A 20,468-nucleotide genomic window follows, 5' to 3' on the forward strand; every position below is an offset into this window, starting at 1 on the left:
CTAGAATTTGAGCGATGGTAGCAGAACATAGCTCGCCGCCGCCACCGCCATGGCCGCCAGGCTGAACGCGAGCAGGATGAGGCCCAGCTTCGCGCCACCCGCCACCCAGGCATAGATGGCCTTGGCGGCGTTGTTGACGGCGACCGCCACCAGCACCGCCGCCGCGCCGGTTGCCGTGGCCGGTCCCATATTGGCGACCGACAGTGTTATGGCGTCGACATCGGCGAGGCCAGAAATTGCCGCCACCGCCAGCAACCCGTTGCCGCCCCACACGCTCTGGGCGATGCCGGCCGCCAGCATCACCACCGCCAGCATGGCGCCGAAGCGCAAGACCTCGGAGAGCAGAAAGGGGTTCTTATGCACCAGCGCCTCGGGGCTTGCCGCGCCTTGGCGGCCGTCGCGGCCGATGAGCAGGAAGGCCGCGAGGGCCTGGAACAGCGCCGCCGCCAGCAGCGGCACGGCCAGCGCCCTGGCGAGCGGCAGGTTCAACGCCCCCGCCAGCACCAGGACGCGGACCATCATCACCGCGCCCGAGGCCAGGATGCTGCCCGCCAGCAGCCCGAGCCGGGCCTGATTTTCCCGCGCCAGATTGGCCAGCGTGAGCGTCACCACGGTGGAGGAAACGAGGCCACCCAGCGCCGCCGCCAGCACCACACCCTGCGAAGCGCCAACCAGCTTCACCGCCAGATAGCCGGCGAAGGACACCGCGGCGATGAGGATGGTGACCAGCCAGAGCTCATGCGGGTTGAGGGCGCCCCACGGGTCGATCGCCCGGTCGGGCAGCAGCGGCAGGGCGATGAAGGTCCTCGCCGCCAGCAGAAAGCCGGAGCGCAATTCCGCCCAGGTGATGCGGGCGAGGAAGCCGTGCAGCTGCGTCTTGTAGGCAAGCAGGCCCACGGTGGCGACCCCCGCCCCTGCGGCGAGGGTCATATCGCCCAGCACGGCGAGCGCCCCCAGCGCGAAGGTGAGGAGTGCCGCCACCAGCGTCGTTGCGCTGTATTCGCCCTCGCGCGCCGTCTCGCGCCAGATGAACAGCGCCAGCACCGCGCCCGTCGTCACGAAGCCGGCGGAGATCAGCAGCCGGTCGCCGCCCAGCGACAGGATGCCGAACACGCCGCCCATCAGCCCGATCAGCGAGAAGGTGCGCAGCCCGGCGGCACGCTGGCCTTCCGGCTCGTCACGCTCCTTCCAGCCGCGCTCGAGCCCGATCACGAAACCGAGTGCCAGCGCGAGGCTCAGCCGGGTGGCAAGTTCCTGAAACTCCATTCCATGAGACTACACCAATGAGAAGACACGCGCCATTCAGGGCCTCGGGTCCGGAGCAGGCGTTTGGCCCGGACACGCCTGCCACGGCAACCGCCGCGCGACAGACAGAAATCTGGCCGATCTCGTGTCCGGCTTGGCGGGTTACCCCGTTGTCACGCGAACTCCATGATCACCGCATCGACCTGCAGGCTGTCGCCCTTGCGGGCGGCGATCGACTTCACCGTGACATCGCGTTCGGCGCGCAGGATGTTCTCCATTTTCATCGCCTCGACGATGGCCAGCGGCTCGCCCGCCTTCACCTCCTGGCCCTCGGCCACCGGAATGGCGATCACCAGCCCCGGCATCGGGCATAAGAGCTTGCGCGAGGTGTCAGCCGCCGCCTTCTCCGGCATCAGCCGCGCCAGTTCCGCCTCGCGCATGGTGTAGACATGGGCATCGAGCGTCACGCCGCGCCAGGCGAGCCGGTAGCCGTTGAGGATGCGGGCCACCTGCACGCTCACCCGGCCCTCGCCGAGATCGGCTGATAACAGCGGGTTGCCCGGCGTCCAGCCACAGGCATCGGCCAGCGCATCGGTGGCCGCCGTCACCTCGACGGGGAGCCAGTCCGGCCCCAGCCTGACGATGCGCGCGGTGGCGAAGGCAACGCCGTTCCCCGTCATCTGGCCGTTGATGCGGCGCTTGCGGCGGTTCTCGATGTGATCGAGCACGGTGGCGACGCGGGCCAGCGTCTGGCGGACAGAGTCATTGGCCGCGCGGCCCGTGAAGCCGCCCGGGAATTCCTCGGCGATGAACCCGGTGGACAGCGCGCCCGATTGCCAGCGCGGATTCTCCATGATCGCCGACAGGAACGGCACATTGTGGCGGATGCCGTCGATCACGAAACCATCCAGCGCATCGGCCATGGCGGAAATGGCGGCGGCGCGGCTGGGCGCATGGGTGCAGAGCTTGGCGATCATCGGGTCATAGTGGATGGAAATCTCGCCGCCCTCATAGACGCCGGTGTCATTGCGCACGGTGATGCCGTCGCGCGACTGCTCGGCCGGCGGGCGGTAGGTGACGAGCCGCCCCGTCGAGGGCAGGAAGTTCCGGTAGGGGTCCTCTGCATAGATGCGGGATTCGACGGCCCAGCCTTTCAGCGTCACGTCCTTCTGACGGATCGCCAGTTCCTCGCCCGCCGCCACGCGGATCATCTGTTCCACAAGGTCGATGCCGGTCACGAGTTCCGTCACCGGATGCTCCACCTGCAGCCTCGTATTCATTTCGAGAAAGAAGAACGAGCGGTCCTGCCCCGCCACGAATTCCACCGTGCCGGCGGAATCGTAATTCACCGCCTTCGCCAGCGCCACCGCCTGGGCGCCCATCGCCTCGCGCGTCTTCTGGTCAAGCAGCGGCGACGGCGCTTCCTCGATCACTTTCTGGTTGCGGCGCTGGATCGAGCATTCGCGCTCGCCGAGGTAGATGACATTGCCATGCTTGTCGCCCAGCACCTGGATTTCGATGTGGCGCGGGTTGACGATGAATTTTTCGATGAACACCCGGTCGTCGCCGAAGGATGATTTGGCCTCCGAACGGGCGCGGGCGAAGCCCTCGCGCGTTTCGGCGGCGGAATAGGCGATGCGCATGCCCTTGCCGCCACCGCCGGCCGAGGCCTTGATCATCACCGGATAGCCGATCTCGCCAGCGATCTTCACCGCCTCATCGGCGTCCTCGATGATGCCCATGTAGCCTGGCACCGTGGACACCCGGGCGGCGGCCGCCGCCTTCTTCGATTCGATCTTGTCACCCATGGCGTCAGTCGCCGCGGGGTTGGGCCCGATGAAGGTAACGCCCGCCGCGGCGAGCGCGCGCGGGAACGCCGAACGCTCCGACAGGAAGCCATAGCCGGGATGCACCGCCTCGGCCCCGGTCTGGCGGCAGGCGGCGACGATCCTCGCAATGTCGAGATAGGACTGGGCGGCGGCGGGCGGGCCGATATGGACCTTCTCGTCGGCCATCTCCACATGCAGCGCCCGGGCATCGGCATCCGAGTAGACCGCCACCGTGCGAATACCCATCCGGCGGGCGGTCTTGATGACGCGGCAGGCGATTTCGCCACGGTTGGCGATCAGTATCTTCTTGAACATGAAACCCCGAGCAAGACTTGAAAAAGGGGTTCTAGACCGCCCGGCAGCCCGCGGCAATCACGCCAAAAGTGGCGGTCCCACGCAAAGTTTCCCGCACAGGGGCAAAGGCTTGCGCTATAGCGGCGGGCATGAGCGAGCCCAATGACATCATCTATGGCGTTCACCCGGTGGCCGAGGCCCTGAAGAACCCGCGGCGCAAAATCTATTCCCTGAAAGCCAGCCGCAACGCCGCTGACCGGCTGGCCGAAGAGATCGCCGCGCGCGGGCTCGAACCCGAGATCGTCCACCCCAATGTGCTGGACCGGCGGCTGGGCGAGGAGGCCGTGCACCAGGGCCTGCTCATCGAGGCCGCGCCCCTGCGCCAGCCGCACCTTGACGAGATCGACCGGCGCGGCATCGTCGTCATGCTCGACCAGGTGACCGACCCGCATAATGTCGGCGCCATCCTGAGAAGCTGTGCGGCCTTCAACGTCACCGCCCTGGTGGCCACCACGCGCCACAGCCCGGAGGCCTCGGCGGTGCTGTTCAAGTCAGCCTCGGGCGCCTATGAGCACGTGCCCTTCGTGAAGGTCACCAATCTGGCCCGGGCGATCGCCGAGCTGAAGGGCTATGGCTTCCGCATCCTGGGGCTGGACAGCGAGGCGCCGGAGGATATCGGGGCGGTGGACGCCGCCCCGCCCGTCGCCATCGTGCTGGGGGCGGAAGGCAAGGGCCTGCGCCAGCTCACCCGCGACACCTGCGACCTTGTGGTGAAGCTCCCCTTCCAGGGCCCGATCCGCAGCCTCAATGTATCCAATGCCTGCGCCGTGGCGCTCTATGCGCTGAGCCTTGCGGATCGGCCCGCCCGGCCTTAATGAACCCCGCACGGGCCGGATTAGCTCAGCGGTAGAGCAGCGGTTTTGTAAACCGAAGGTCGGGGGTTCAATCCCCTCATCCGGCACCAGTTTTCCTGTTCAATCGGTCCAGCGGATGAAGCGCAGGCTGCGGATCAGCCCGTCGCGCACCTCGTAAATCGCCATGATGTGAAGGGGCCCGGCGGGGAGGCCGTAGACCGTCTCCTTGTCGATGGCGTGGGTGGGCCCTTCAAGGCGCTGGTGGACGATGCAGTGGAGCTCAGGGTTCTCCGCGAAGCGCTTCGTGTAGACGCCGCGGATCTCTTCAATGCCGTTGCAGATCATCTGGCCGGTCACCAGATCGGAAATCGTGGCGTCCGGCGCGAACAGGGCGCAATAGCCCTCAATGTCATGGGCGTTGTAGACGGCGAGCTGGCGGTTGACGACGTCGCGGGGCGAGGACTGCTGCATGCTGTGTGCAATAGGCTCACGGGGATTGGCTTGTCCAGCGCCGCAAGGCAACAACCCGCCGGCCGCCAATCCACGCCCGGGCGGTGGCAAAGACCGTCCGGGCAATTGATCGGGATGCCCGCTATTCCCCGCCCAGTTTCTCCAGCATCTCGCCGATGCGCGCCGCGGTGGCAGGGTCAGCCACCGCCCTGGCCGCCTCGAGATCGGCGCGGGCGCCGCCGAGATTGCCGATCTTGAGCCGGAAGGCCGCGCGGGCCACATGCACCTCGAAATCGCCGGGCGCTACCGCAATGGCCTGGTCAAAGTCAGCGATGGCGCTCTTGCCGTCCTTGAGGACGAGCTTGGCCTCGGCACGCCCTACATAGGCGCGGCCGAAGGAAGGATCGCCCAGAATGGCGGTGGTGAAATCGGCCACCGCCTTGCTGGGCTCGCCGATCAGCGCCAGCAGGCGGCCCCGCTCATAAGCGGCCTTCACATTGCGCGGGTCGGCCTCGAGCGCCGCCGAATAGGCCGTCATCGCCGCCACCACGTCACGGCGGGCCAGCGCCTCATCGCCCTGGCGCAGGCTATCCTCCAGCGACGCGGCAAGCGCCGCCGGAAGCCACAATAACAGGGAAAGAACCGTAAGCATGCCACGCATGGCTGACCTGCTAGCCCCATGGCGGCCCCCGCGCAAGCAGCCAGTTGTTGACCGGGGCGTGCGGTTCAGGCACCCATGGGGGTCTCCGGATCATTCATGAACGATCACAAGACACCCGCCATCCTCGCCCTCACGGCCGCCATGCTGGTGTGGGGCTGTTCGGCGGTGTTCATGCGCACCCTGGCGCTGTCGCTGAGCCCGGAGAATTCCCTGGCGGTGCGCTACATGCTGCTCACCGTCATCGGCGTTGCCGGCCTCGCCTGGCTCGGCACCTGGCGCATTCCGCGGCGCGACTGGCCGCGTTTTCTCGTCGCCGGCATCGCCGGCATGGCGGGCTACAACTGGTTCGTGAATGCCGGCTTCGCGCTGGTGCCGGCCGGGGTGGGCACGCTGGTCACCATGGTCGAGCCGCTGATGATCGCCATTCTCGCCGCCCTGCTGCTGGGCGAGAAGCTCACCCGCTACGTGCTGATGGGCGTGGCCATCGCCATGGCGGGGGCGCTGGTGCTGTTCTGGCCGGATATCACCGCCACGGCGCCTGATGCGGTGTCGCCAAGGGGAATTCTCTATCTCTTCCTCTGCTGCCTCGGCTGGGCCATCTACACGATCGCCACCAAGCCGCTCCTCGACCGCCACGGCAGCTTCACGGTGACCGCGATGACCATGCTGATCGCCGCGCCCATCATGCTCGGCGCGGCCAGCGAGCCGCTGCCGCGGCTGGTCATGCGGCTCAACCTCACGCAATGGCTGGAAGTGTGCTTCCTGGTCTTCGCCACCGGGCTTGGCGGCACCATGCTGTGGAACTACGGCGTCAAGCATCTGTCGAGCAGTGCGGCCGGCGCCTTTCTCTATCTCATCCCGGTGGTGGCGGTGGCGGCGGGCGCGCTGATGCTTGATGAACAGGTGACGATCCATGTGGTGGCCGGCGGGCTGATCATGCTGATGGGCGTGGCGGCGGCGCAATTCGGCCCGCGGCTGGCGAGACGCTGAGGCGATGCCCACGCCCGCCATCCTCGCCCTGCTCTTCACCATGATCGTGTGGGGCGTGAGCCCGGTGTTCTTCCGCTCCCTGTCTCTGGCGTTGGGCCCGGCCGATCACCTGGCGATCCGCTATGCGCTGGTGGGCATCGTGTTCCTGCCGGTGGTGCTGGTGACCCGCGCCTGGCGCATCGAGCGCGCCGACTGGCCGCGCATGCTGTTCGTGTCGGTGCTCGGCTTCACCGGCTATAATCTGGGCTCGGCCTTCGGTTTCGAGCGCATCAACGCCGGCACCGGCAGCCTGATCATCGGCACCCAGCCCTTGCTGATCGCGCTCATCGGCTCGCTGGCCGCCGCCGAACGCTTCACGCTGGCCACCGGTCTCGGCCTGGTCATCGGTTTTGCCGGCATCGTGTTCCTGGTGTGGAACGACCTCGGCATCACCGGCGATCCCGTCCAGTTCCTCACCGGCTGCGCCATGATCTTTATCTCCGGCACCTGTTGGGCGGTCTATGCGGTGGCAAGCAAGCCGCTGTCGCAGAAATATGGCTCGCTTCCCGCCACCGCGCTGTCAGTGCTGATCACCGCGCTCACCCTGGTGGTGCTGCTGGGCCGCCCCGCGACACTCGAAACCGCCGCGGGCATGAACCTGAGATCGTGGCTGGAAATGGCCTATCTCGTTGTGTTCGTCACCGCGCTCACCATGGTCACCTGGAACTATGGCGCGGCCAGGCTTCCCGCCGCCGCGGCCGGTGCCTTTCTCTATCTGGTGCCGCCGATCGGCGTCATGGCGGGCGCCATGATGCTGGGCGAACCCATAACCCAGGGCATGGTCATCGGCGGCGCGCTGATCCTGGCCGGTGTGGCGATTGCGCAGTTCGGCAGCTACCTCACGCCGGGCGGCAAGCTGGCGGCGCTGGCCGCCGTGCTGTTCGCGGTCACCATGTGGGGGCTGGTGCCGGTGGCCATGCGCTATCTCGTCACCGCTTATTCCCCGGAAACCGCCATGGTGCTGCGGCTTTATCCGGCGGGGCTTCTGGCGGCGGTGGTGGTGCTGGTGACTGGCGTTCGCCAGATCGCCTGGGCAGACTGGCTGCGCATCATCATCGCCGCGCTGGCCGGAAACCTCGGCTATCAGGTGCTGGCCGCCTATGGCATGCAGGGCGTTCCGGCGAGTTGGACCGGGCTCATCTTTGGGCTTGAGCCGGTGTTCATCGCGCTGTTCGCGGTGCTGCTGGCGGGCGAGCGGCTCACCCCCTGGCTGGTGGCCGGCATCTGCGTGGCCCTGCTCGGCACCGCCGCCCTGATGCTGGGCAGCACGCTGACGCCTTCGGGCGATGTCTCCCTCCTCGGCCTCCTCCTGGTCACCCTTTCGACCATGGGCTGGGGCATCTACACGGTGGTCATCAGGCCCGCCTCGCGCAAATACGGCGCCCTGCCGGTCGCCTGCCTCGCCATCGCGATCTCGGCGCTGCCGATGCCGCTGTTCGTGCGCGCTGACCTGCCGCAAACGCTTGTCGCCATGGATGCCACCGCCTGGCTGGCGGTGGGCTTCGTCGTGGTGTTCGCGACCTTCATGTCCACCGCGCTGTGGAACTACGCGCTCGCGCACATGGAAAGCTCGATCGCCGGCATGTTCCTCTATGTGCAGCCGGTGGTGGCGGCGCTGGGCGGAGTCCTGCTGCTGGGCGAACGCATCACCTGGCCCCTGCTGCTGGGCGGCGGCCTGATCATCCTAGGCGTGGCCATCGCCCAGTTCGGGCCACGCATGCGGAGAACGCGTTTCAGAACCGCGCCACCGCCCGCTATGGAGGCCTCATGACCGCGCCGGCCACAAGACCGCCTCAGTGGTATCAGTCCGTGACCGCGCTGCTGGTCGCGGGCTGCATGGTCGCCATCGTCAATTTCGGGGTACGCTCCTCCTTCGGCTTCTTCACCGTTCCGGTTTCGGATGCGCATGGCTGGCCGCGCGAAATCTTCTCCTTCGCCATGGCGCTCAGCAACCTGGTCTGGGGGCTGGCCACGCCGGTTGCCGGCATGCTGGCCGACCGCTACGGATCGGCCCGCGTGCTGATGGCCGGGGCTGTCATCTATTTCGCGGGCCTCCTCATGATGGCCTTCACGACGACGCCCTTTCTGTTCAACGTCGGCGGCGGCCTGCTGGTGGGAACCGGCGTGGCCTTCTCATCATTCTCGATTGTCATGGCGGCGCTGGGCCGCATCGTGCCGCCGGAGCGGCGGAGCTGGGCCTTCGGCATCGCCACCGCGTCAGGTTCCATGGGGCAGTTCATTTTCGCGCCGCTGGGCGCCATGCTGATCGCCGCCTATGGCTGGCAGAACGCCCTGTTGGCGCTGGCCGCCATGTCGCTGCTGATCATCGTGTTCGCCGCCCCGCTGATGAGCCAGAACACCTCCGGCGCGCCGGTGACGGCCGGCGAGGCGGACCTCACCATGCGCCGGGCCATCGGCATGGCCTTCGGGCACGGCTCCTACCTGCTGCTGGTCAGCGGCTTCTTCGTCTGCGGCTTCCAGTTGGCCTTCATCACCGTTCACCTGCCCGCCTATCTCACCGAGCACGGCATTTCGAAGGAGTTCGCCGGCATCGCGCTGGGGCTCATCGGCCTCTTCAACGTCATCGGCTCCTATGCCTCCGGCATGATCGGCGGCAAGCATGAGAAGCGCATTCCGCTTGCCTTCATCTATCTCATGCGCTCAGCGCTGATCGCCGGTTTCGTGCTGCTGCCGGTGAGCAATGTCACGACCCTGGCCTTCACCATCTCCATGGGCCTGCTCTGGCTTTCAACCGTGCCGCTCACCATGGGGCTGGTGACGGTGATGTTCGGCACCCGCTACATGGCGACCCTCTATGGCTTCGTGTTCGTCAGCCATCAGCTGGGGTCGTTCATCGGCGTGTGGCTGGGCGGCAGACTCTACGACGCCTATGGCTCCTATGACATCGTTTGGTGGCTGAGCGTGGCGCTCGGTGTCTTCGCCTTCCTCGTTCACCTGCCGATCCGCGAGCGGCGTGCTGCCCGCTTCGCCGCGGCCTGAAACGGCCATGCGGTTCCCCGGCCATCGCCTGGCGCTCGCGGTGTTCGTGGCGGTGCTGGCGATCTGGACCGCCGGCATGGCCGTGGTCATGCGCCACGCCGCTCTGCCACCCGAAGCCAGCGGCCCGATGCTCGTCGTCTTCGAGCCCGGCACGCCCGACGACGCGGCCTTCGCCAGCCTGACACGCGCCGGCGCGCGGATCATCCGCCAGAGCGGCCTCTCCTTCATCTGGGTGGTGGCGGGCGATGAGCCAGGCCTGGCCGGACGGCTCGCCGGGGAAGGCGCGCTCGGCGCCTACCGCGACTTGCCGTTGAGCCCGGTGATCGCCGGCTGCTTCGCGCTGGCCGATGCGAAGCTGGCCCAGCTTGCGCCCTGAACTGGCAGCAGCCTTCTGGAGTGGCTGCTAAAATATTGTTTTCGTTGAGTTTAATGAGCGCCAGCCATTGACGGCCACACCGCCTCTTGGCAGCATCCTCCGTGTCAGAGTCGAGAGGGAGAAGCGACATGGCCGATAAGGATTTCACGCACCAGCTCAATGGCTGGCGCCTGACCACCGCCGAGATCACCTATCAGATGCCGGACTATCGCAACCTGCTGCAGATCTACATCTGGCAGGACTATGACAAGGCGCCACAATTCCCGCGGCTGATCAAGTTTCTGGATTTCTGGTCGCGCAACCTCGATGGCCCGCTGGCCTCGGTGCGGGTTGCGCACGCCGGCCTCGTGGGGCCAGCCGAGTTGCGCCACGTCGGCGCCGAGTGGCGGCTGCACTGAAGAGGACGGCCAGCCGCGCGCCGCTTAACCGTCCCGCCTCGCCGTGTCACGGGCCAACGCCGCAAGATGCGGTTCGGCCGCCGCCGCCGCCGCGCGTTCCATGGCCCGGTAGTGCGCAATCAGGCTGAGGCCGAAAGGGGTGAGCGTGGCGCCGCCGCCCTTGCTCCCGCCGCTGCGCCGCTCCACAACCGGCTGCCCGAACATGGCGTTGATCTCGTCGATCAGTTCCCATGCCCGCCGGTAGGACATGTTCATCGCCCGGCCGCCGGCCGAGATCGAGCCGAGCGCCGCCACCTGCTCCAGCAGCGCGATCTTTCCCGGTCCCACGCGGCGGTCCGGCCCGAAATCGATGCGGATGCTCAAGTCGGCCATGCTTTCGCTCTTTCCCGAAGCGCATATCATCGGCCAAACTGACATCCGAATCCAGTGTTCACAGCGGCAAGGACAGGCGCATGGCGGCGGTGCTCACCATCACGCTCAACCCGACGATCGACGTCTTCGGCGCGGCGGAAGCCGTGAAGCCCACCGAGAAGGTGCGGCTCAGCGATGCCACCTACGAGCCTGGCGGCGGGGGCATCAATGTGGCCCGCGTGATCGCCACGCTGGGCGGGGAGGTGGAGGCGCTGGCGCTGGCCGGAGGCGAGATGGGGGCGTTCCTCGCCCGGCTCGCGGCGGCGGAAGGGCTGACCTTCCATCCCGTGGCGATCGCCGGCCAGACACGGGTGGCGCTGATGGTGCGGGATCAGTCCACCGGGCTTGAATACCGCTTCCTGCCCGAAGGCCCGCTGGTCACCGCGGCCGACGTGGAACGCTGCGTGGCTGCGGTCGCCGCGCGCACGCAGGGCTTCGTGGTGGCCAGCGGCAGCCTGCCGCGCGGCGCCCCCGCCGACAGCTATGTGCGCATGGCAGAGGCGGCGGCGCGTCATGCGCTGCCCTTCGTGCTGGACACCTCGGGCGCGGCGCTCTCGATGGCGCTGGCCCATGGCGGCCTATTCCTGGTGAAGCCGAGCCGCAGCGAGCTCGAAACCCATGTCGGCCATGCGCTCGACCAGGACGGGATCGCACGGGCGGCACAGGCGCTGGTGTCTTCCCGCAAAGCCCGCCTGGTGGCGGTGACGCTGGGCGGCGATGGCGCCCTGCTCGCCGCGCCGGAGGGGGTGATCCGGCTTCCGGCCATCGCCGTGCCGGTGCGCTCGGCGGTTGGCGCCGGCGACAGTTTCCTCGGCGCCATGGTCTGGGCGCTCAGCCAGGACTGGCCGCTGGAAAAGGCCTTCCGCCTCGCCATGGCAGCGGGCGCGGCGGCAACCAGCAATGCCGGGACAACGCTATGCAAAAAAGATACGGTCTACACGCTATACGCGCAGATGAGCTGAGCCCGCTTCTGGACGACTGAAACCTCCGCGTGCTTAAATCATTCATGTACCCATTTCATGGAGATTGGCGATGAAGACATCCCTGACAGCCCTGCTGGCGCTGGCTGGCGTTGCACTCTTGGTTCCGGTGGCGGATGCCTGCACGCGCATCGTCTATAGCGGCAGCGGTGGCGCCTATTATGTCGGGCGCAGCATGGACTGGGCGGAGAACACCGGCACCGATCTCTGGGCTTTCCCGGCCGGCCTGCAGCGCGATGGCGGGGTCGGCGGCAACTCCATCACCTGGACCTCCAAATATGGCTCGGTGATCAGCGGCTTCTACAATGTGGCCTCGGTGGACGGCATGAATGATGCCGGGCTTGCCGGCAATGTGCTCTATCTCGCCGAAACCGACTACGGCGATGCCCAGACGTCCGGAAAACCGCTGATCTCGGTTGGCGCCTGGCTGCAATATGTGCTCGACAATTATGCCACGGTGGCCGAGGCGGTGGATGCGCTTTCGAAGGAACCATTCGCCATCGTGGCGCCGATCCTGCCCAATGGCGTGGCGGCGACCGGGCATCTCGCGCTGGCCGACAAGACCGGGGACTCGGCGATCTTCGAATATATCGGCGGCAAGCTGATCATCCATCACAGCGCGAAATACACGGTGATGACCAATTCCCCGCCCTTCGATCAGCAGCTGGCGATCAGCACATACTGGGACAATGTGGGCGGCACCAACTTCCTGCCCGGCGCAACCCGCGCGGCAGACCGCTTCGCGCGCATGAACTGGATGCTGAACGCCGTGCCGGCGGGCGCCGACCAGGATCTCGCCAATGCCTCGGTCATGTCATTGATGCGGGCCATCTCGGTGCCGCTTGGCATCCAGGATCCGAAGCTGCCGAACATCGCCGCCACCCGCTGGCGGACGGTTTCCGATCTCAACGCCAGGCGCTATATATTCGAGAGCGCCTACAACCCCGCGGTGTTCTGGGTCGACCTCGACAAGCTGAACCTCAAATCCGGCGCTCCGGTGCTGAAGCTCGACCTGCAGGCGGATCCGATGCGGGCGGGCGAAGTTTCGGCCGGTTTTGCGCCCGCCGAACCCTTCAAGTTCCTCGCGCCGAAGAGCTGACCACGCCGGCGCCGCGGCGGACAAAGTCCTTTACTCGCCTTCGCGCAAGGAGGATTATTCGCGCCGCGGATGGCGTGGAATCGCGCGCCGTGGCCAAATAATTAACGGCTTGGAGAGAATCCAGATGAAGAAAGTTCTCGTGTTGTGCCTCACGCTTTTTGCGGCTCCCGGCCTGTTGGCCGATACCAGCCACGCGACGCTGACCAAGCAGGAACAGCGCAAGTGCGAACGCCGGGCCGAAAAGCGCGCCGATGAACGCACCGCCGGCAACACCGTCGGCGGCGCTATCGGCGGCGCCGTTGTGGGCGGCATCCTTGGCGGCGTGATCAGCGGCGGCAAAGGCAGCGGCGTCGGCACGGGCGCCGCGATCGGCGCGGGCGTCGGCGCGGTCGGCGGCTCGGTGCGCGGCACCCAGCGCTGGCGCGACTATTATTGGAAAGAATACAACAAATGCGTCAAGAAGTTCAGCTGAGCGGCTGAAACTGGTGGGCGATGAAGGACTCGAACCTTCGACCCGCTGATTAAGAGTCAGCTGCTCTACCACCTGAGCTAATCGCCCGCCCTTGAAGGACGATCGGCCCCGTTCAACCGGGGCCGATTGCGGGCTTCCTACCTTGCCCGCCCGGGCTTGTCTACTGTCTTTTCAGCGCCCTGTTGACGCCGGACAGCACCGCCTTCAGAGACGCCACCACGATGTTCTTGTCGATGCCGACGCCGAACAGGCTCGTCCCGTCCGCCAGCCGCAATTCGACATAGGCGACCGCCGAGGCATTGGCGCCCGTGCCCATGGCGTGCTCGCGGTAGTCCGCAATGTCGAAGGACAGCCCCGATTCCTTGCGGATCGCGTCCACGAAGCCATCGATGGGGCCATTGCCGTGGCCCAGGATGCTTTTCAGGCTGCCGTCCGCGGTGATCTTGGCCACCACGTCCTGCTGGCCGTGGTCGCTGCTCGCACTGTGCGAGACGAAGCCGTAGCGGCCGTTGCCGTCGAGATACTCGCCCGCGAAGGCGCTCCACAGCCGCTCGGCGGGAACCTCAACGCCCTCGCCGTCGGCGATGGCCTGCACCACTTTGGAAAATTCGATCTGCAGGCGGCGCGGCAGCTCGATGCCATGCTCCTTCTCAAGGATATAGGCGATGCCGCCCTTGCCGGATTGCGAATTGATGCGGATCACCGCCTCATAGCTGCGGCCCACATCCATCGGGTCGATGGGGAGATAGGGCACCTCCCAGAGCGGCGCGTTGGACGCCGCCATGGCCTTGAAGCCCTTGTTGATGGCATCCTGGTGCGAGCCGGAGAAAGCCGTGAACACCAGCTCCCCGGCATAGGGGTGGCGCGGATGCACCGGCAGCTGGTTGCAGTATTCGGCCATCCGCACCAGCTCGTTGATGTTCGAGCAATCGAGGCCGGGATCAACACCCTGGCTGTAGAGATTGAGCGCCAGCGTCACCAGATCGACGTTGCCGGTGCGCTCGCCATTGCCGAACAGCGTGCCCTCCACACGGTCGGCGCCGGCAAGCAGGCCGAGCTCGGTCGCCGCCACCGCGCAGCCGCGGTCATTGTGCGGGTGGAGCGAGATGGTCAGGCAATCACGCTGCCTGATGTTGCGGCAGAACCACTCGATCTGATCAGCGTGCACATTGGGCGTCGACATCTCGACGGTGGCCGGGAGGTTGAGGATGAGCTTCTTCCGCGGCGTGGGCTGATAGCAGTCCATCACCGCCTCGCAGATGTCCCTGGCGAAATCGAGTTCGGTGCCGGTGAAGCTTTCCGGCGAATACTCATGGCGGATCACATCCTCCATGCCGAGCTCGCGCTCCAGCCGGCTGATCAGGCTGGCGCCCTTGACCGCAATATCGATGATGCCCGGCTTGTCCAGCTTGAACACCACCCGGCGCTGCAATTCCGAGGTGGAGTTATAGAGATGCACGATGGCGCTCTTGACGCCTTTGAGGCTGTCGAAGGTGCGGCGGATCAGCTCCTCGCGGGACTGGGTGAGAACCTGGATCGCCACCCCGTCCGGAATCTTGCGGTTGTCAATCAGATGGCGGACGAAGTCGAAATCGGTCTGCGAGGCCGAGGGAAAGCCAACCTCGATTTCCTTGAAGCCCATGTTCACCAGCGCGTCGACCATGCGCATCTTGCGGTCGAGCCCCATCGGCTCGATCAGCGACTGGTTGCCGTCGCGCAGATCGACCGAACACCAGACGGGCGGCCGGGTGATGGTGCGGTTCGGCCACTGCCGGTCCGGCAGACTGACGGGCGGGAAGGGACGGTATTTTTCGCGGGGAGAGGTCATCATGGCGGGTTGCTTCCGGATTGTCCTGGCTTGGCTGGCTGGCTTGGCGCCGTGTTCCCCCGAGCGCCAGGGCAGAAGCCCGGCCGGCCCTCAGGGGCAGCTAAGCAGCAGGCGGCCAAGCGCGGGCGGCAGCGATGGGGCCGCCGGGACGAACAGGATGTTCCGCGCTTTGGACATGAAGTCTCTATAGAGCAGCGGCGGCCAGGGTGCAACCGGATTGCGGAATCTACTGCCCTGACGGTTGACAAATGGCCAGCGGCGGTTGAGCCTTGCCGCAGATGAAGACCCATCGCCGGAGGCCTCGATGACCTTTCACCGCTTAATGTTCGACAGGTCGGTCTCAGGCCTCCTGCTGCTGTTCGGTTTTCTGCTTGCCACGGTTCACCCGGCTGAGGCCGCCAAGCCGTTTCCGGTCGATCAGTTCAGTTACTATATCAGCGACTATGAGGGTGAGCTTGCCCGGCTCTCCCGCGAGGTAACGCGCAGCGACACCGAAATCGATGGCGACATCGCGGCCGCCAAGGCGGCGGGCAACGCCAGGCTGGCCGCCGCTTCGCTCGAGCAACTGCTCACCCGGCGCCCGACCGACGGCAGCCTGTGGCTCGACCTCGCCCAGCAGCTTGCCGCCGCGACGCCTCTTAACGAGTCCGATGGCTATGCCATTCCCGGCAAACTGATCGGCGCCGGCCTCAAGGCCTATACGCTGTTGTCAACGCCGGCGCAGGAGGCTGCCGCCCTCAATGCCGCCGCCCAGGGCTTTGCCGGGCGCGAAATCTGGCGTCCGGCACTGACCGCCTACAAGGAAAGCCTCAGGCTGGTCGATGATCCGCAGATCCGCTCCGCCTATGACACCATGCGCGCCGACCATGGCTTCCGCGTCGCCAACTATACCATTGAAAACGATATGGTGCCGCCGCGCGCCTGTTTTGAAATGTCGGAGCCTGTGTCACGCACGGTTTCCGATTTCAGCCGCTTCTTCACCCAGGAGCCGGGGCCGGTCGCTGCCGTCACCGCGGAGGGAACCAGGCTCTGCGTCGAAGGGTTGGCTTTCGGCGAGCGCTACCGGATCACCGTCCGCAAGGGCCTGCCCGCCGCCATCGACGATGTCACCGTCAGGGATGCCAGCTTCGAATTCTATGTGCGGGACCGTAACCCCTCGGTGCGTTTCGCGTCCAATGCCTATGTGCTGCCGCTGACCGGCCAGACCGGCGTTCCGCTGATCTCTGTCAACAGCCGCGAAGCGAAGCTGGCGCTCTACCGGATTGGCGACCGCAACCTGATCGGCAGCGTGATGGGTTTCGATTTCCGCGGCCAGATCTCCGGATACCAGGCCGCCGAGATTGCCCGCGAAAAGGGCCAGCTGGTCTGGCAGGGCACCGTTGAAACGCCCTCGCCGGTAAATGAGGATGCGACCATCGCCGTTCCTGTGGACGAGGCGGTGGGCAGGCTGGGGCCCGGCCTTTATGTGATGACCGCGGCCCCTGCCCGGCGACAGAGCGAGGAATATGAAGCGATCGCCACCCAGTGGTTCGTGGCCTCGGACCTCGGCATCGCCACCTTGCGTGGCAAGGATGGCCTGCAGGTCACCCTGCGCTCGCTGGCGACCGCCCTCCCCGTCACCGCGGCGGAGGTGCGGCTCATCGCCCGCAACAACGAAGTGCTCGCCACCGCCAAGCCTGACGGCGACGGCGCCGTACGCTTCGACCCCGGCCTGCTCAAGGGCGACGGCGGCGCAGGCCCCGGCCTCGTCGTGGCGCAATCGGAGGCTGAGGGCTACAGCTTCATCGATCTGCAGCAGCCTCCCTTCGACCTGACCGACCGCGGTGTTGAAGGCCGCGCCGCGCCCGGCCCGGTCGACGCCTTCGTCTATGCCGAACGCGGCGTCTACCGCCGCGGGGAAACCGTGCACGCCAGCGTGCTGCTGCGCGATGACAAGGCCGTCGCCATGACCGGACTGCCGCTCACGCTGCGCATCGAGCGGCCGGATGGCGTGCGCTTCGCCGCCGTCACGCTGACCGACCAGGGAGCTGGCGGCTATACGCATGATTTCGAGATCCCGGAGGGCGCACAGGGTGGCACCTGGCGGATCAAGGCGCTGACCGATCCCAACGGCGAACCTGTGGGCGAAACCTCCTTCCTGGTCGAGGACTATATCCCCGACCGGATCGAGTTCGACCTCACGGCCAAGACGCCGCGCGCCACGCCCGAGAACGGCATCCTGCTCAGCCTCGACGGCCGCTACCTGTTCGGCGCGCCGGGTGCCGGCCTGGCGATCGAAGCCAACATGGCCATCACGCCTGATCCCCGCCCCTTCCCCGCCTGGAAGGATTTCCGCTTCGGCCTGATGGACGAGCAGCCGGACATCATCCAGGTCGTTGCCAGTGACCTGCCGTTGACCGACATCAACGGCCGCGCCGAGATCGCGCTCGCGCTGCCGGAGCTTCCGGTCACAACGAGACCGCTCAAGGCCGATGTGGCGGTGCGCCTGCGCGAGCCCGGCGGCCGCGCCGTGGAACGCAATGTCAGCCTGCCCATCGTCGCTGGTCAGCCGATGATTGGCATCCGGCCGATGTTCGAGGACGGCGCAGCCCCCGAGGGCCAGCCCTCGCTGTTCAGCATCATCGCCGTCGATCCCGATGGCAACCTCGTGCCGCTCAAGGGCGCCAGCTGGACGCTGAAGCGCCTGGTGCGCGACTGGCAGTGGTTCAACACCAACGGTCAATGGCGCTGGGAGGCCATCACACGGACCTCCAGGATCGGCAACGGCTCGTTCGATCTGGCGGGCGATCAGCCGGCGGCCTTCTCACAAACACTGTCATGGGGCGAATACCGCCTCGAGATTTCAGCGCCTGGCATCACGCCGGCCTCGATCGATTTCTCGTCAGGCTCCTATACCGGCGCCTCCGCGAAGGCAGATACGCCGGATACCCTGAAAGTAGCGCTCGACAAGACCGATGTTGCGGCGGGTGACACGGTGACCGTCAACATTGAGGCGCGCTATGCCGGCAAAGCGATGGTGCAGGTGGTGGGCGAAACCGTGCTCGCAACCCGTTTCGTCGATGTGCCCGAAGGTGGCCTCAGCGTGCCCTTCACGGTGGGCGAGAGCTGGGGTACCGGCGCCTATGTGCTGGCCAGCCTCTACCGGCCGATGGATGTGGAAGCGCGGCGCATGCCAGCCCGCGCCATGGGGCTTGCCTGGTTCGGCATCGACCGCGCCAGGCGCACGCTTTCCGTGGCGCTCGACACGCCGGAGAAAATCAAGCCGCGAAGCCGCCTCACCGTGCCAGTGAAGATCGGCAACCTGGCGCCTGGCGAGGAGGCGTTCATCACCGTGGCGGCCGTCGATGTCGGCATTCTCAACCTCACCCGCTATGATCCGCCGGCGCCGGAGAATTTCTACTTCGGCCAGCGCCGGCTGTCGGCGGAACTGCGCGACATCTACGGTCAGCTGATCGACGGCATGCAGGGCGAGCGCGGCAAGCTGCGCTCCGGCGGCGATGGCGGCGCCCTGTTCAACGCGCCTCCGCCGGCCCAGAAGCCGCTCAGTCTCTATTCCGGCATCGTCAAGGTAGGAGCCGACGGTACGGCCAGCGTCGATTTCGACATCCCGGCCTTCAACGGCACCATCCGCGTCATGGCGGTGGCCTGGAGCAAGGACAAGCTCGGCCATGCCGCGGCGGACGTCATCGCCCGCGACCCGGTGGTGGTGGCGGCGACCCTGCCACGCTTCCTCAGCGTCGGCGACTCCGCGAGCCTGCGTTTCGATCTGGTCAATGCTGAAGGCCCCTCCGGCGACTACACACTGGGCGTCTCGATCTATGGCCCGCTCACCGCGGCGCGCGAAGACGTGATCCAGACAGTCAAGCTTGGCGAGGCGGGAGCCCGCGCCACGGTAAGCGTGCCGGTGACCGCAACCGGGCGGGGGACCACCAGCATCGTAGCGACCCTCAAGGGACCGGGAGACCTGCTACTCGACCAGCGCCTGGTGCTGGGGGTTACCCCCGGCAATCCGGTGGTTACCCGGCGGAGCACGCTGGCGCTCGCCGCCAAGAACGGCAGCCTGACCATCGGCAAGGATGTGTTTGAGGGCATGGTGCCCGGCACCGGCGCATTGGCGCTCTCGGTGAGTCCGCTGCCCCAGATCGATGCTGCGGGCCTGGTCAAGGATCTCGACCGCTATCCTTATGGCTGTTCCGAACAGACGGTGAGCCGCGCCCTGCCGCTGCTCTATCTGAGCGACATCGGCATCAGCCCCGATGACATCGGCGCCGACCTCCGCGCCCGCCTGCAGGAGGCGGTGTCGCGGCTCGCCAACCGCCAGACGGGTGCCGGCTCCTTCGGCATGTGGTCTGCCTATGGCGACGACGCCGGCCTGTGGCTCACCGCCTATGTGACGGACTTCCTGCTCCGCGCCCGCGAACAGGGCTATGCGGTGCCGGAGGATACACTCGTCGGCGCGCTCGATTTCATCCGCAACATGGTGGGCAACGCGCCGGACATCGAGCCGGGCGGCGGCCAGGACATGGCCTATGCCCTCTATGTGCTGGCCCGCGCGGGCCGCGCCCCGGCTGGTGACCTCAAATATCTCGCTGATACACGGTTGGCTGATTTCGGCACGCCGCTGGCCCGCGCCCAGATCGGCGCGGCCCTGAGCCTCTTGGGCGACAATGACCGGGCCGGCGCGGCATTCGACGGCGCCATTGACGCGCTCGCCGACAATGTCGAGGCCCCGCCCGGCAACGTCTGGCGCGCCGATTTCGGCTCGACGCTGCGCGATGCATCGGCGATCCTCGCGCTGGCCACCGCCGCAAACGCGGCGCCACCGGTGATTGAAACCGCGATGAGCGCCATCGAGGTGGAACGGTCACGCTCAACCTACGCCTCGACCCAGGATATGGCCTGGATGGTGCTGGCGGCGGCCGCGGTCAAAGAAAAGGCCAAGGGCATACGCCTCGATGTCAACGGCGAGAGCCATGACGGCGCCCTCAACCGCGTGTGGCGCGAAACGGCGGTCACGGGCGACATCAAGGTCCGCAACCTTGGCGGCGAAACGCTGAAGGCCGTCGCGGCGGTTTTGGGCTCGCCGCTGGTGCCGGAACCGGCGGCAAGCAACGGGCTCACCCTGACGCGGGAATACTTCACCACCGATGGCCAGCCCGCCGACATCAGCACAGTGGCGCAGAACACCCGGCTCGTTGCGGTGCTCACCGTGGCCAAAGCAGAGGGCGATCCAGAAACCGGCACCTTCCTGCTGGTCGATCCGCTGCCCGCCGGCTTCGAGATCGAAAACCCGGCGCTGGTGGCCTCGGGGACCCCCACCAGCTTCCCCTGGCTCACCGACACCACCTGGGCCGGATACACGGAATTCCGTGATGACCGCTTCGTGGCGAGCTTCAACAATTCCACCGCCCGGCTGGCTTATGTGCTGCGCGCGGTGACGCCGGGGGATTTCACCCATCCCGGCGCCATGGTGGAAGACATGTACCGTCCGCAGCTCAACGCCCGCACCGTCACCGGCTCGGTCACGGTGACGGCGCCCTGA

General features: G+C 66.8%; 16 protein-coding genes and 2 tRNA genes. 11 read left to right on the top strand and 7 right to left on the bottom strand.

The features are described 5' to 3' along the window. The gene (locus ACKOED_RS04540; RefSeq protein ID WP_408915388.1) at nucleotides 1-1,266 is read right to left on the bottom strand and encodes an MgtC/SapB family protein; all 1,266 of its coding nucleotides are present in this window, start codon (nucleotides 1,264-1,266) and stop codon (nucleotides 1-3) included. A 152-nt stretch (nucleotides 1,267-1,418) separates the two neighbouring features. Beyond that, nucleotides 1,419-3,389, bottom strand: a complete 1,971-nt coding sequence (locus ACKOED_RS04545) for an acetyl-CoA carboxylase biotin carboxylase subunit (protein ID WP_408915389.1) — start codon at nucleotides 3,387-3,389, stop codon at nucleotides 1,419-1,421. Nucleotides 3,390-3,517: 128 nt separating this feature from the next. Between ACKOED_RS04545 and rlmB the strand changes: the two genes are divergently transcribed. Beyond that, nucleotides 3,518-4,243: a 23S rRNA (guanosine(2251)-2'-O)-methyltransferase RlmB gene (gene rlmB / locus ACKOED_RS04550; RefSeq protein WP_408915390.1), complete on the top strand. Its 726-nt coding sequence runs from the start codon at nucleotides 3,518-3,520 to the stop codon at nucleotides 4,241-4,243. A 14-nt stretch (nucleotides 4,244-4,257) separates the two neighbouring features. Continuing rightward, nucleotides 4,258-4,332 (top strand) — tRNA-Thr (locus tag ACKOED_RS04555). Nucleotides 4,333-4,342: 10 nt separating this feature from the next. Here the strand turns inward: ACKOED_RS04555 and ACKOED_RS04560 are convergent. Both ACKOED_RS04560 and ACKOED_RS04565 read right to left on the bottom strand, forming a co-directional pair. Further along, entirely contained in the window at nucleotides 4,343-4,693 is a 351-nt protein-coding gene (locus tag ACKOED_RS04560) for a nuclear transport factor 2 family protein (protein WP_408915391.1), read from the bottom strand. A 121-nt stretch (nucleotides 4,694-4,814) separates the two neighbouring features. Continuing rightward, the gene (locus ACKOED_RS04565; RefSeq protein WP_408915392.1) at nucleotides 4,815-5,333 is read right to left on the bottom strand and encodes a tetratricopeptide repeat protein; all 519 of its coding nucleotides are present in this window, start codon (nucleotides 5,331-5,333) and stop codon (nucleotides 4,815-4,817) included. A gap of 96 nt (nucleotides 5,334-5,429) precedes the next feature. Between ACKOED_RS04565 and ACKOED_RS04570 the strand changes: the two genes are divergently transcribed. The 5 genes from ACKOED_RS04570 (at nucleotide 5,430) to ACKOED_RS04590 (ending at nucleotide 10,136) form a co-directional block, all read left to right on the top strand. Beyond that, nucleotides 5,430-6,323, top strand: coding sequence for a DMT family transporter (locus tag ACKOED_RS04570; protein ID WP_408915393.1), 894 nt, complete (start codon nucleotides 5,430-5,432; stop codon nucleotides 6,321-6,323). Between the two features lie 4 nt (nucleotides 6,324-6,327). Further along, nucleotides 6,328-8,133 (top strand): DMT family transporter, encoded by a 1,806-nt coding sequence (locus ACKOED_RS04575; protein WP_408915394.1) that lies wholly within the window; start codon nucleotides 6,328-6,330, stop codon nucleotides 8,131-8,133. Beyond that, entirely contained in the window at nucleotides 8,130-9,362 is a 1,233-nt protein-coding gene (locus ACKOED_RS04580) for an MFS transporter (protein ID WP_408915395.1), read from the top strand. Before ACKOED_RS04575 ends, ACKOED_RS04580 begins: the two co-directional genes overlap by 4 nt. A 7-nt stretch (nucleotides 9,363-9,369) precedes the next feature. Next, entirely contained in the window at nucleotides 9,370-9,738 is a 369-nt protein-coding gene (locus ACKOED_RS04585; RefSeq protein WP_408915396.1) for a hypothetical protein, read from the top strand. 128 nt (nucleotides 9,739-9,866) lie between these two features. Next, nucleotides 9,867-10,136 (top strand): usg protein, encoded by a 270-nt coding sequence (locus ACKOED_RS04590; RefSeq protein ID WP_408915397.1) that lies wholly within the window; start codon nucleotides 9,867-9,869, stop codon nucleotides 10,134-10,136. A gap of 24 nt (nucleotides 10,137-10,160) precedes the next feature. Here the strand turns inward: ACKOED_RS04590 and ACKOED_RS04595 are convergent, their stop codons facing one another. Further along, the gene (locus ACKOED_RS04595; RefSeq protein ID WP_408915398.1) at nucleotides 10,161-10,508 is read right to left on the bottom strand and encodes a winged helix-turn-helix domain-containing protein; all 348 of its coding nucleotides are present in this window, start codon (nucleotides 10,506-10,508) and stop codon (nucleotides 10,161-10,163) included. A gap of 80 nt (nucleotides 10,509-10,588) precedes the next feature. Between ACKOED_RS04595 and ACKOED_RS04600 the strand changes: the two genes are divergently transcribed. The 3 genes from ACKOED_RS04600 to ACKOED_RS04610 all read left to right on the top strand — a co-directional run bounded on the left by ACKOED_RS04600 (nucleotide 10,589) and on the right by ACKOED_RS04610 (nucleotide 13,098). Further along, complete coding sequence (locus ACKOED_RS04600) at nucleotides 10,589-11,509, top strand: 1-phosphofructokinase family hexose kinase (protein ID WP_408915399.1); 921 nt, start codon at nucleotides 10,589-10,591, stop codon at nucleotides 11,507-11,509. A gap of 70 nt (nucleotides 11,510-11,579) precedes the next feature. Next, on the top strand, nucleotides 11,580-12,626 hold the full coding sequence (locus ACKOED_RS04605) for a linear amide C-N hydrolase (protein ID WP_408915400.1): 1,047 nt from the start codon (nucleotides 11,580-11,582) through the stop codon (nucleotides 12,624-12,626). A 124-nt stretch (nucleotides 12,627-12,750) separates the two neighbouring features. Further along, nucleotides 12,751-13,098: a hypothetical protein gene (locus ACKOED_RS04610; RefSeq protein ID WP_408915401.1), complete on the top strand. Its 348-nt coding sequence runs from the start codon at nucleotides 12,751-12,753 to the stop codon at nucleotides 13,096-13,098. Nucleotides 13,099-13,109: 11 nt separating this feature from the next. Here the strand turns inward: ACKOED_RS04610 and ACKOED_RS04615 are convergent. Both ACKOED_RS04615 and leuA read right to left on the bottom strand, forming a co-directional pair. After that, nucleotides 13,110-13,185: transfer RNA gene (locus tag ACKOED_RS04615), tRNA-Lys, on the bottom strand. A 73-nt stretch (nucleotides 13,186-13,258) separates the two neighbouring features. Continuing rightward, nucleotides 13,259-14,926 carry a 2-isopropylmalate synthase gene (leuA, locus tag ACKOED_RS04620; RefSeq protein WP_408915422.1) on the bottom strand — a complete coding sequence of 556 codons (1,668 nt, stop codon included), beginning with the start codon at nucleotides 14,924-14,926 and terminating at the stop codon, nucleotides 13,259-13,261. Between the two features lie 304 nt (nucleotides 14,927-15,230). Here leuA and ACKOED_RS04625 point away from each other — a divergent pair, with 304 nt between their 5' ends. After that, on the top strand, nucleotides 15,231-20,468 hold the full coding sequence (locus ACKOED_RS04625; protein ID WP_408915402.1) for an alpha-2-macroglobulin family protein: 5,238 nt from the start codon (nucleotides 15,231-15,233) through the stop codon (nucleotides 20,466-20,468).

The organism is Aestuariivirga sp. (genome assembly GCF_046093005.1).
Taxonomy (GTDB): Bacteria; Pseudomonadota; Alphaproteobacteria; order Rhizobiales; family Aestuariivirgaceae; genus Aestuariivirga.

What these genes read in the sequence shown, in the direction of transcription:
- ACKOED_RS04540 (WP_408915388.1), bottom strand. Translation starts at nt 1,266, where the DNA reads ATGGAGTTTCAGGAACTTGCCACCCGGCTGAGCCTCGCGCTGGCACTC.
- ACKOED_RS04545 (WP_408915389.1), bottom strand. Translation starts at nt 3,389, where the DNA reads ATGTTCAAGAAGATACTGATCGCCAACCGTGGCGAAATCGCCTGCCGC.
- rlmB (WP_408915390.1), top strand. Translation starts at nt 3,518, where the DNA reads ATGAGCGAGCCCAATGACATCATCTATGGCGTTCACCCGGTGGCCGAG.
- ACKOED_RS04560 (WP_408915391.1), bottom strand. Translation starts at nt 4,693, where the DNA reads ATGCAGCAGTCCTCGCCCCGCGACGTCGTCAACCGCCAGCTCGCCGTC.
- ACKOED_RS04565 (WP_408915392.1), bottom strand. Translation starts at nt 5,333, where the DNA reads ATGCGTGGCATGCTTACGGTTCTTTCCCTGTTATTGTGGCTTCCGGCG.
- ACKOED_RS04570 (WP_408915393.1), top strand. Translation starts at nt 5,430, where the DNA reads ATGAACGATCACAAGACACCCGCCATCCTCGCCCTCACGGCCGCCATG.
- ACKOED_RS04575 (WP_408915394.1), top strand. Translation starts at nt 6,328, where the DNA reads ATGCCCACGCCCGCCATCCTCGCCCTGCTCTTCACCATGATCGTGTGG.
- ACKOED_RS04580 (WP_408915395.1), top strand. Translation starts at nt 8,130, where the DNA reads ATGACCGCGCCGGCCACAAGACCGCCTCAGTGGTATCAGTCCGTGACC.
- ACKOED_RS04585 (WP_408915396.1), top strand. Translation starts at nt 9,370, where the DNA reads ATGCGGTTCCCCGGCCATCGCCTGGCGCTCGCGGTGTTCGTGGCGGTG.
- ACKOED_RS04590 (WP_408915397.1), top strand. Translation starts at nt 9,867, where the DNA reads ATGGCCGATAAGGATTTCACGCACCAGCTCAATGGCTGGCGCCTGACC.
- ACKOED_RS04595 (WP_408915398.1), bottom strand. Translation starts at nt 10,508, where the DNA reads ATGGCCGACTTGAGCATCCGCATCGATTTCGGGCCGGACCGCCGCGTG.
- ACKOED_RS04600 (WP_408915399.1), top strand. Translation starts at nt 10,589, where the DNA reads ATGGCGGCGGTGCTCACCATCACGCTCAACCCGACGATCGACGTCTTC.
- ACKOED_RS04605 (WP_408915400.1), top strand. Translation starts at nt 11,580, where the DNA reads ATGAAGACATCCCTGACAGCCCTGCTGGCGCTGGCTGGCGTTGCACTC.
- ACKOED_RS04610 (WP_408915401.1), top strand. Translation starts at nt 12,751, where the DNA reads ATGAAGAAAGTTCTCGTGTTGTGCCTCACGCTTTTTGCGGCTCCCGGC.
- leuA (WP_408915422.1), bottom strand. Translation starts at nt 14,926, where the DNA reads ATGACCTCTCCCCGCGAAAAATACCGTCCCTTCCCGCCCGTCAGTCTG.
- ACKOED_RS04625 (WP_408915402.1), top strand. Translation starts at nt 15,231, where the DNA reads ATGACCTTTCACCGCTTAATGTTCGACAGGTCGGTCTCAGGCCTCCTG.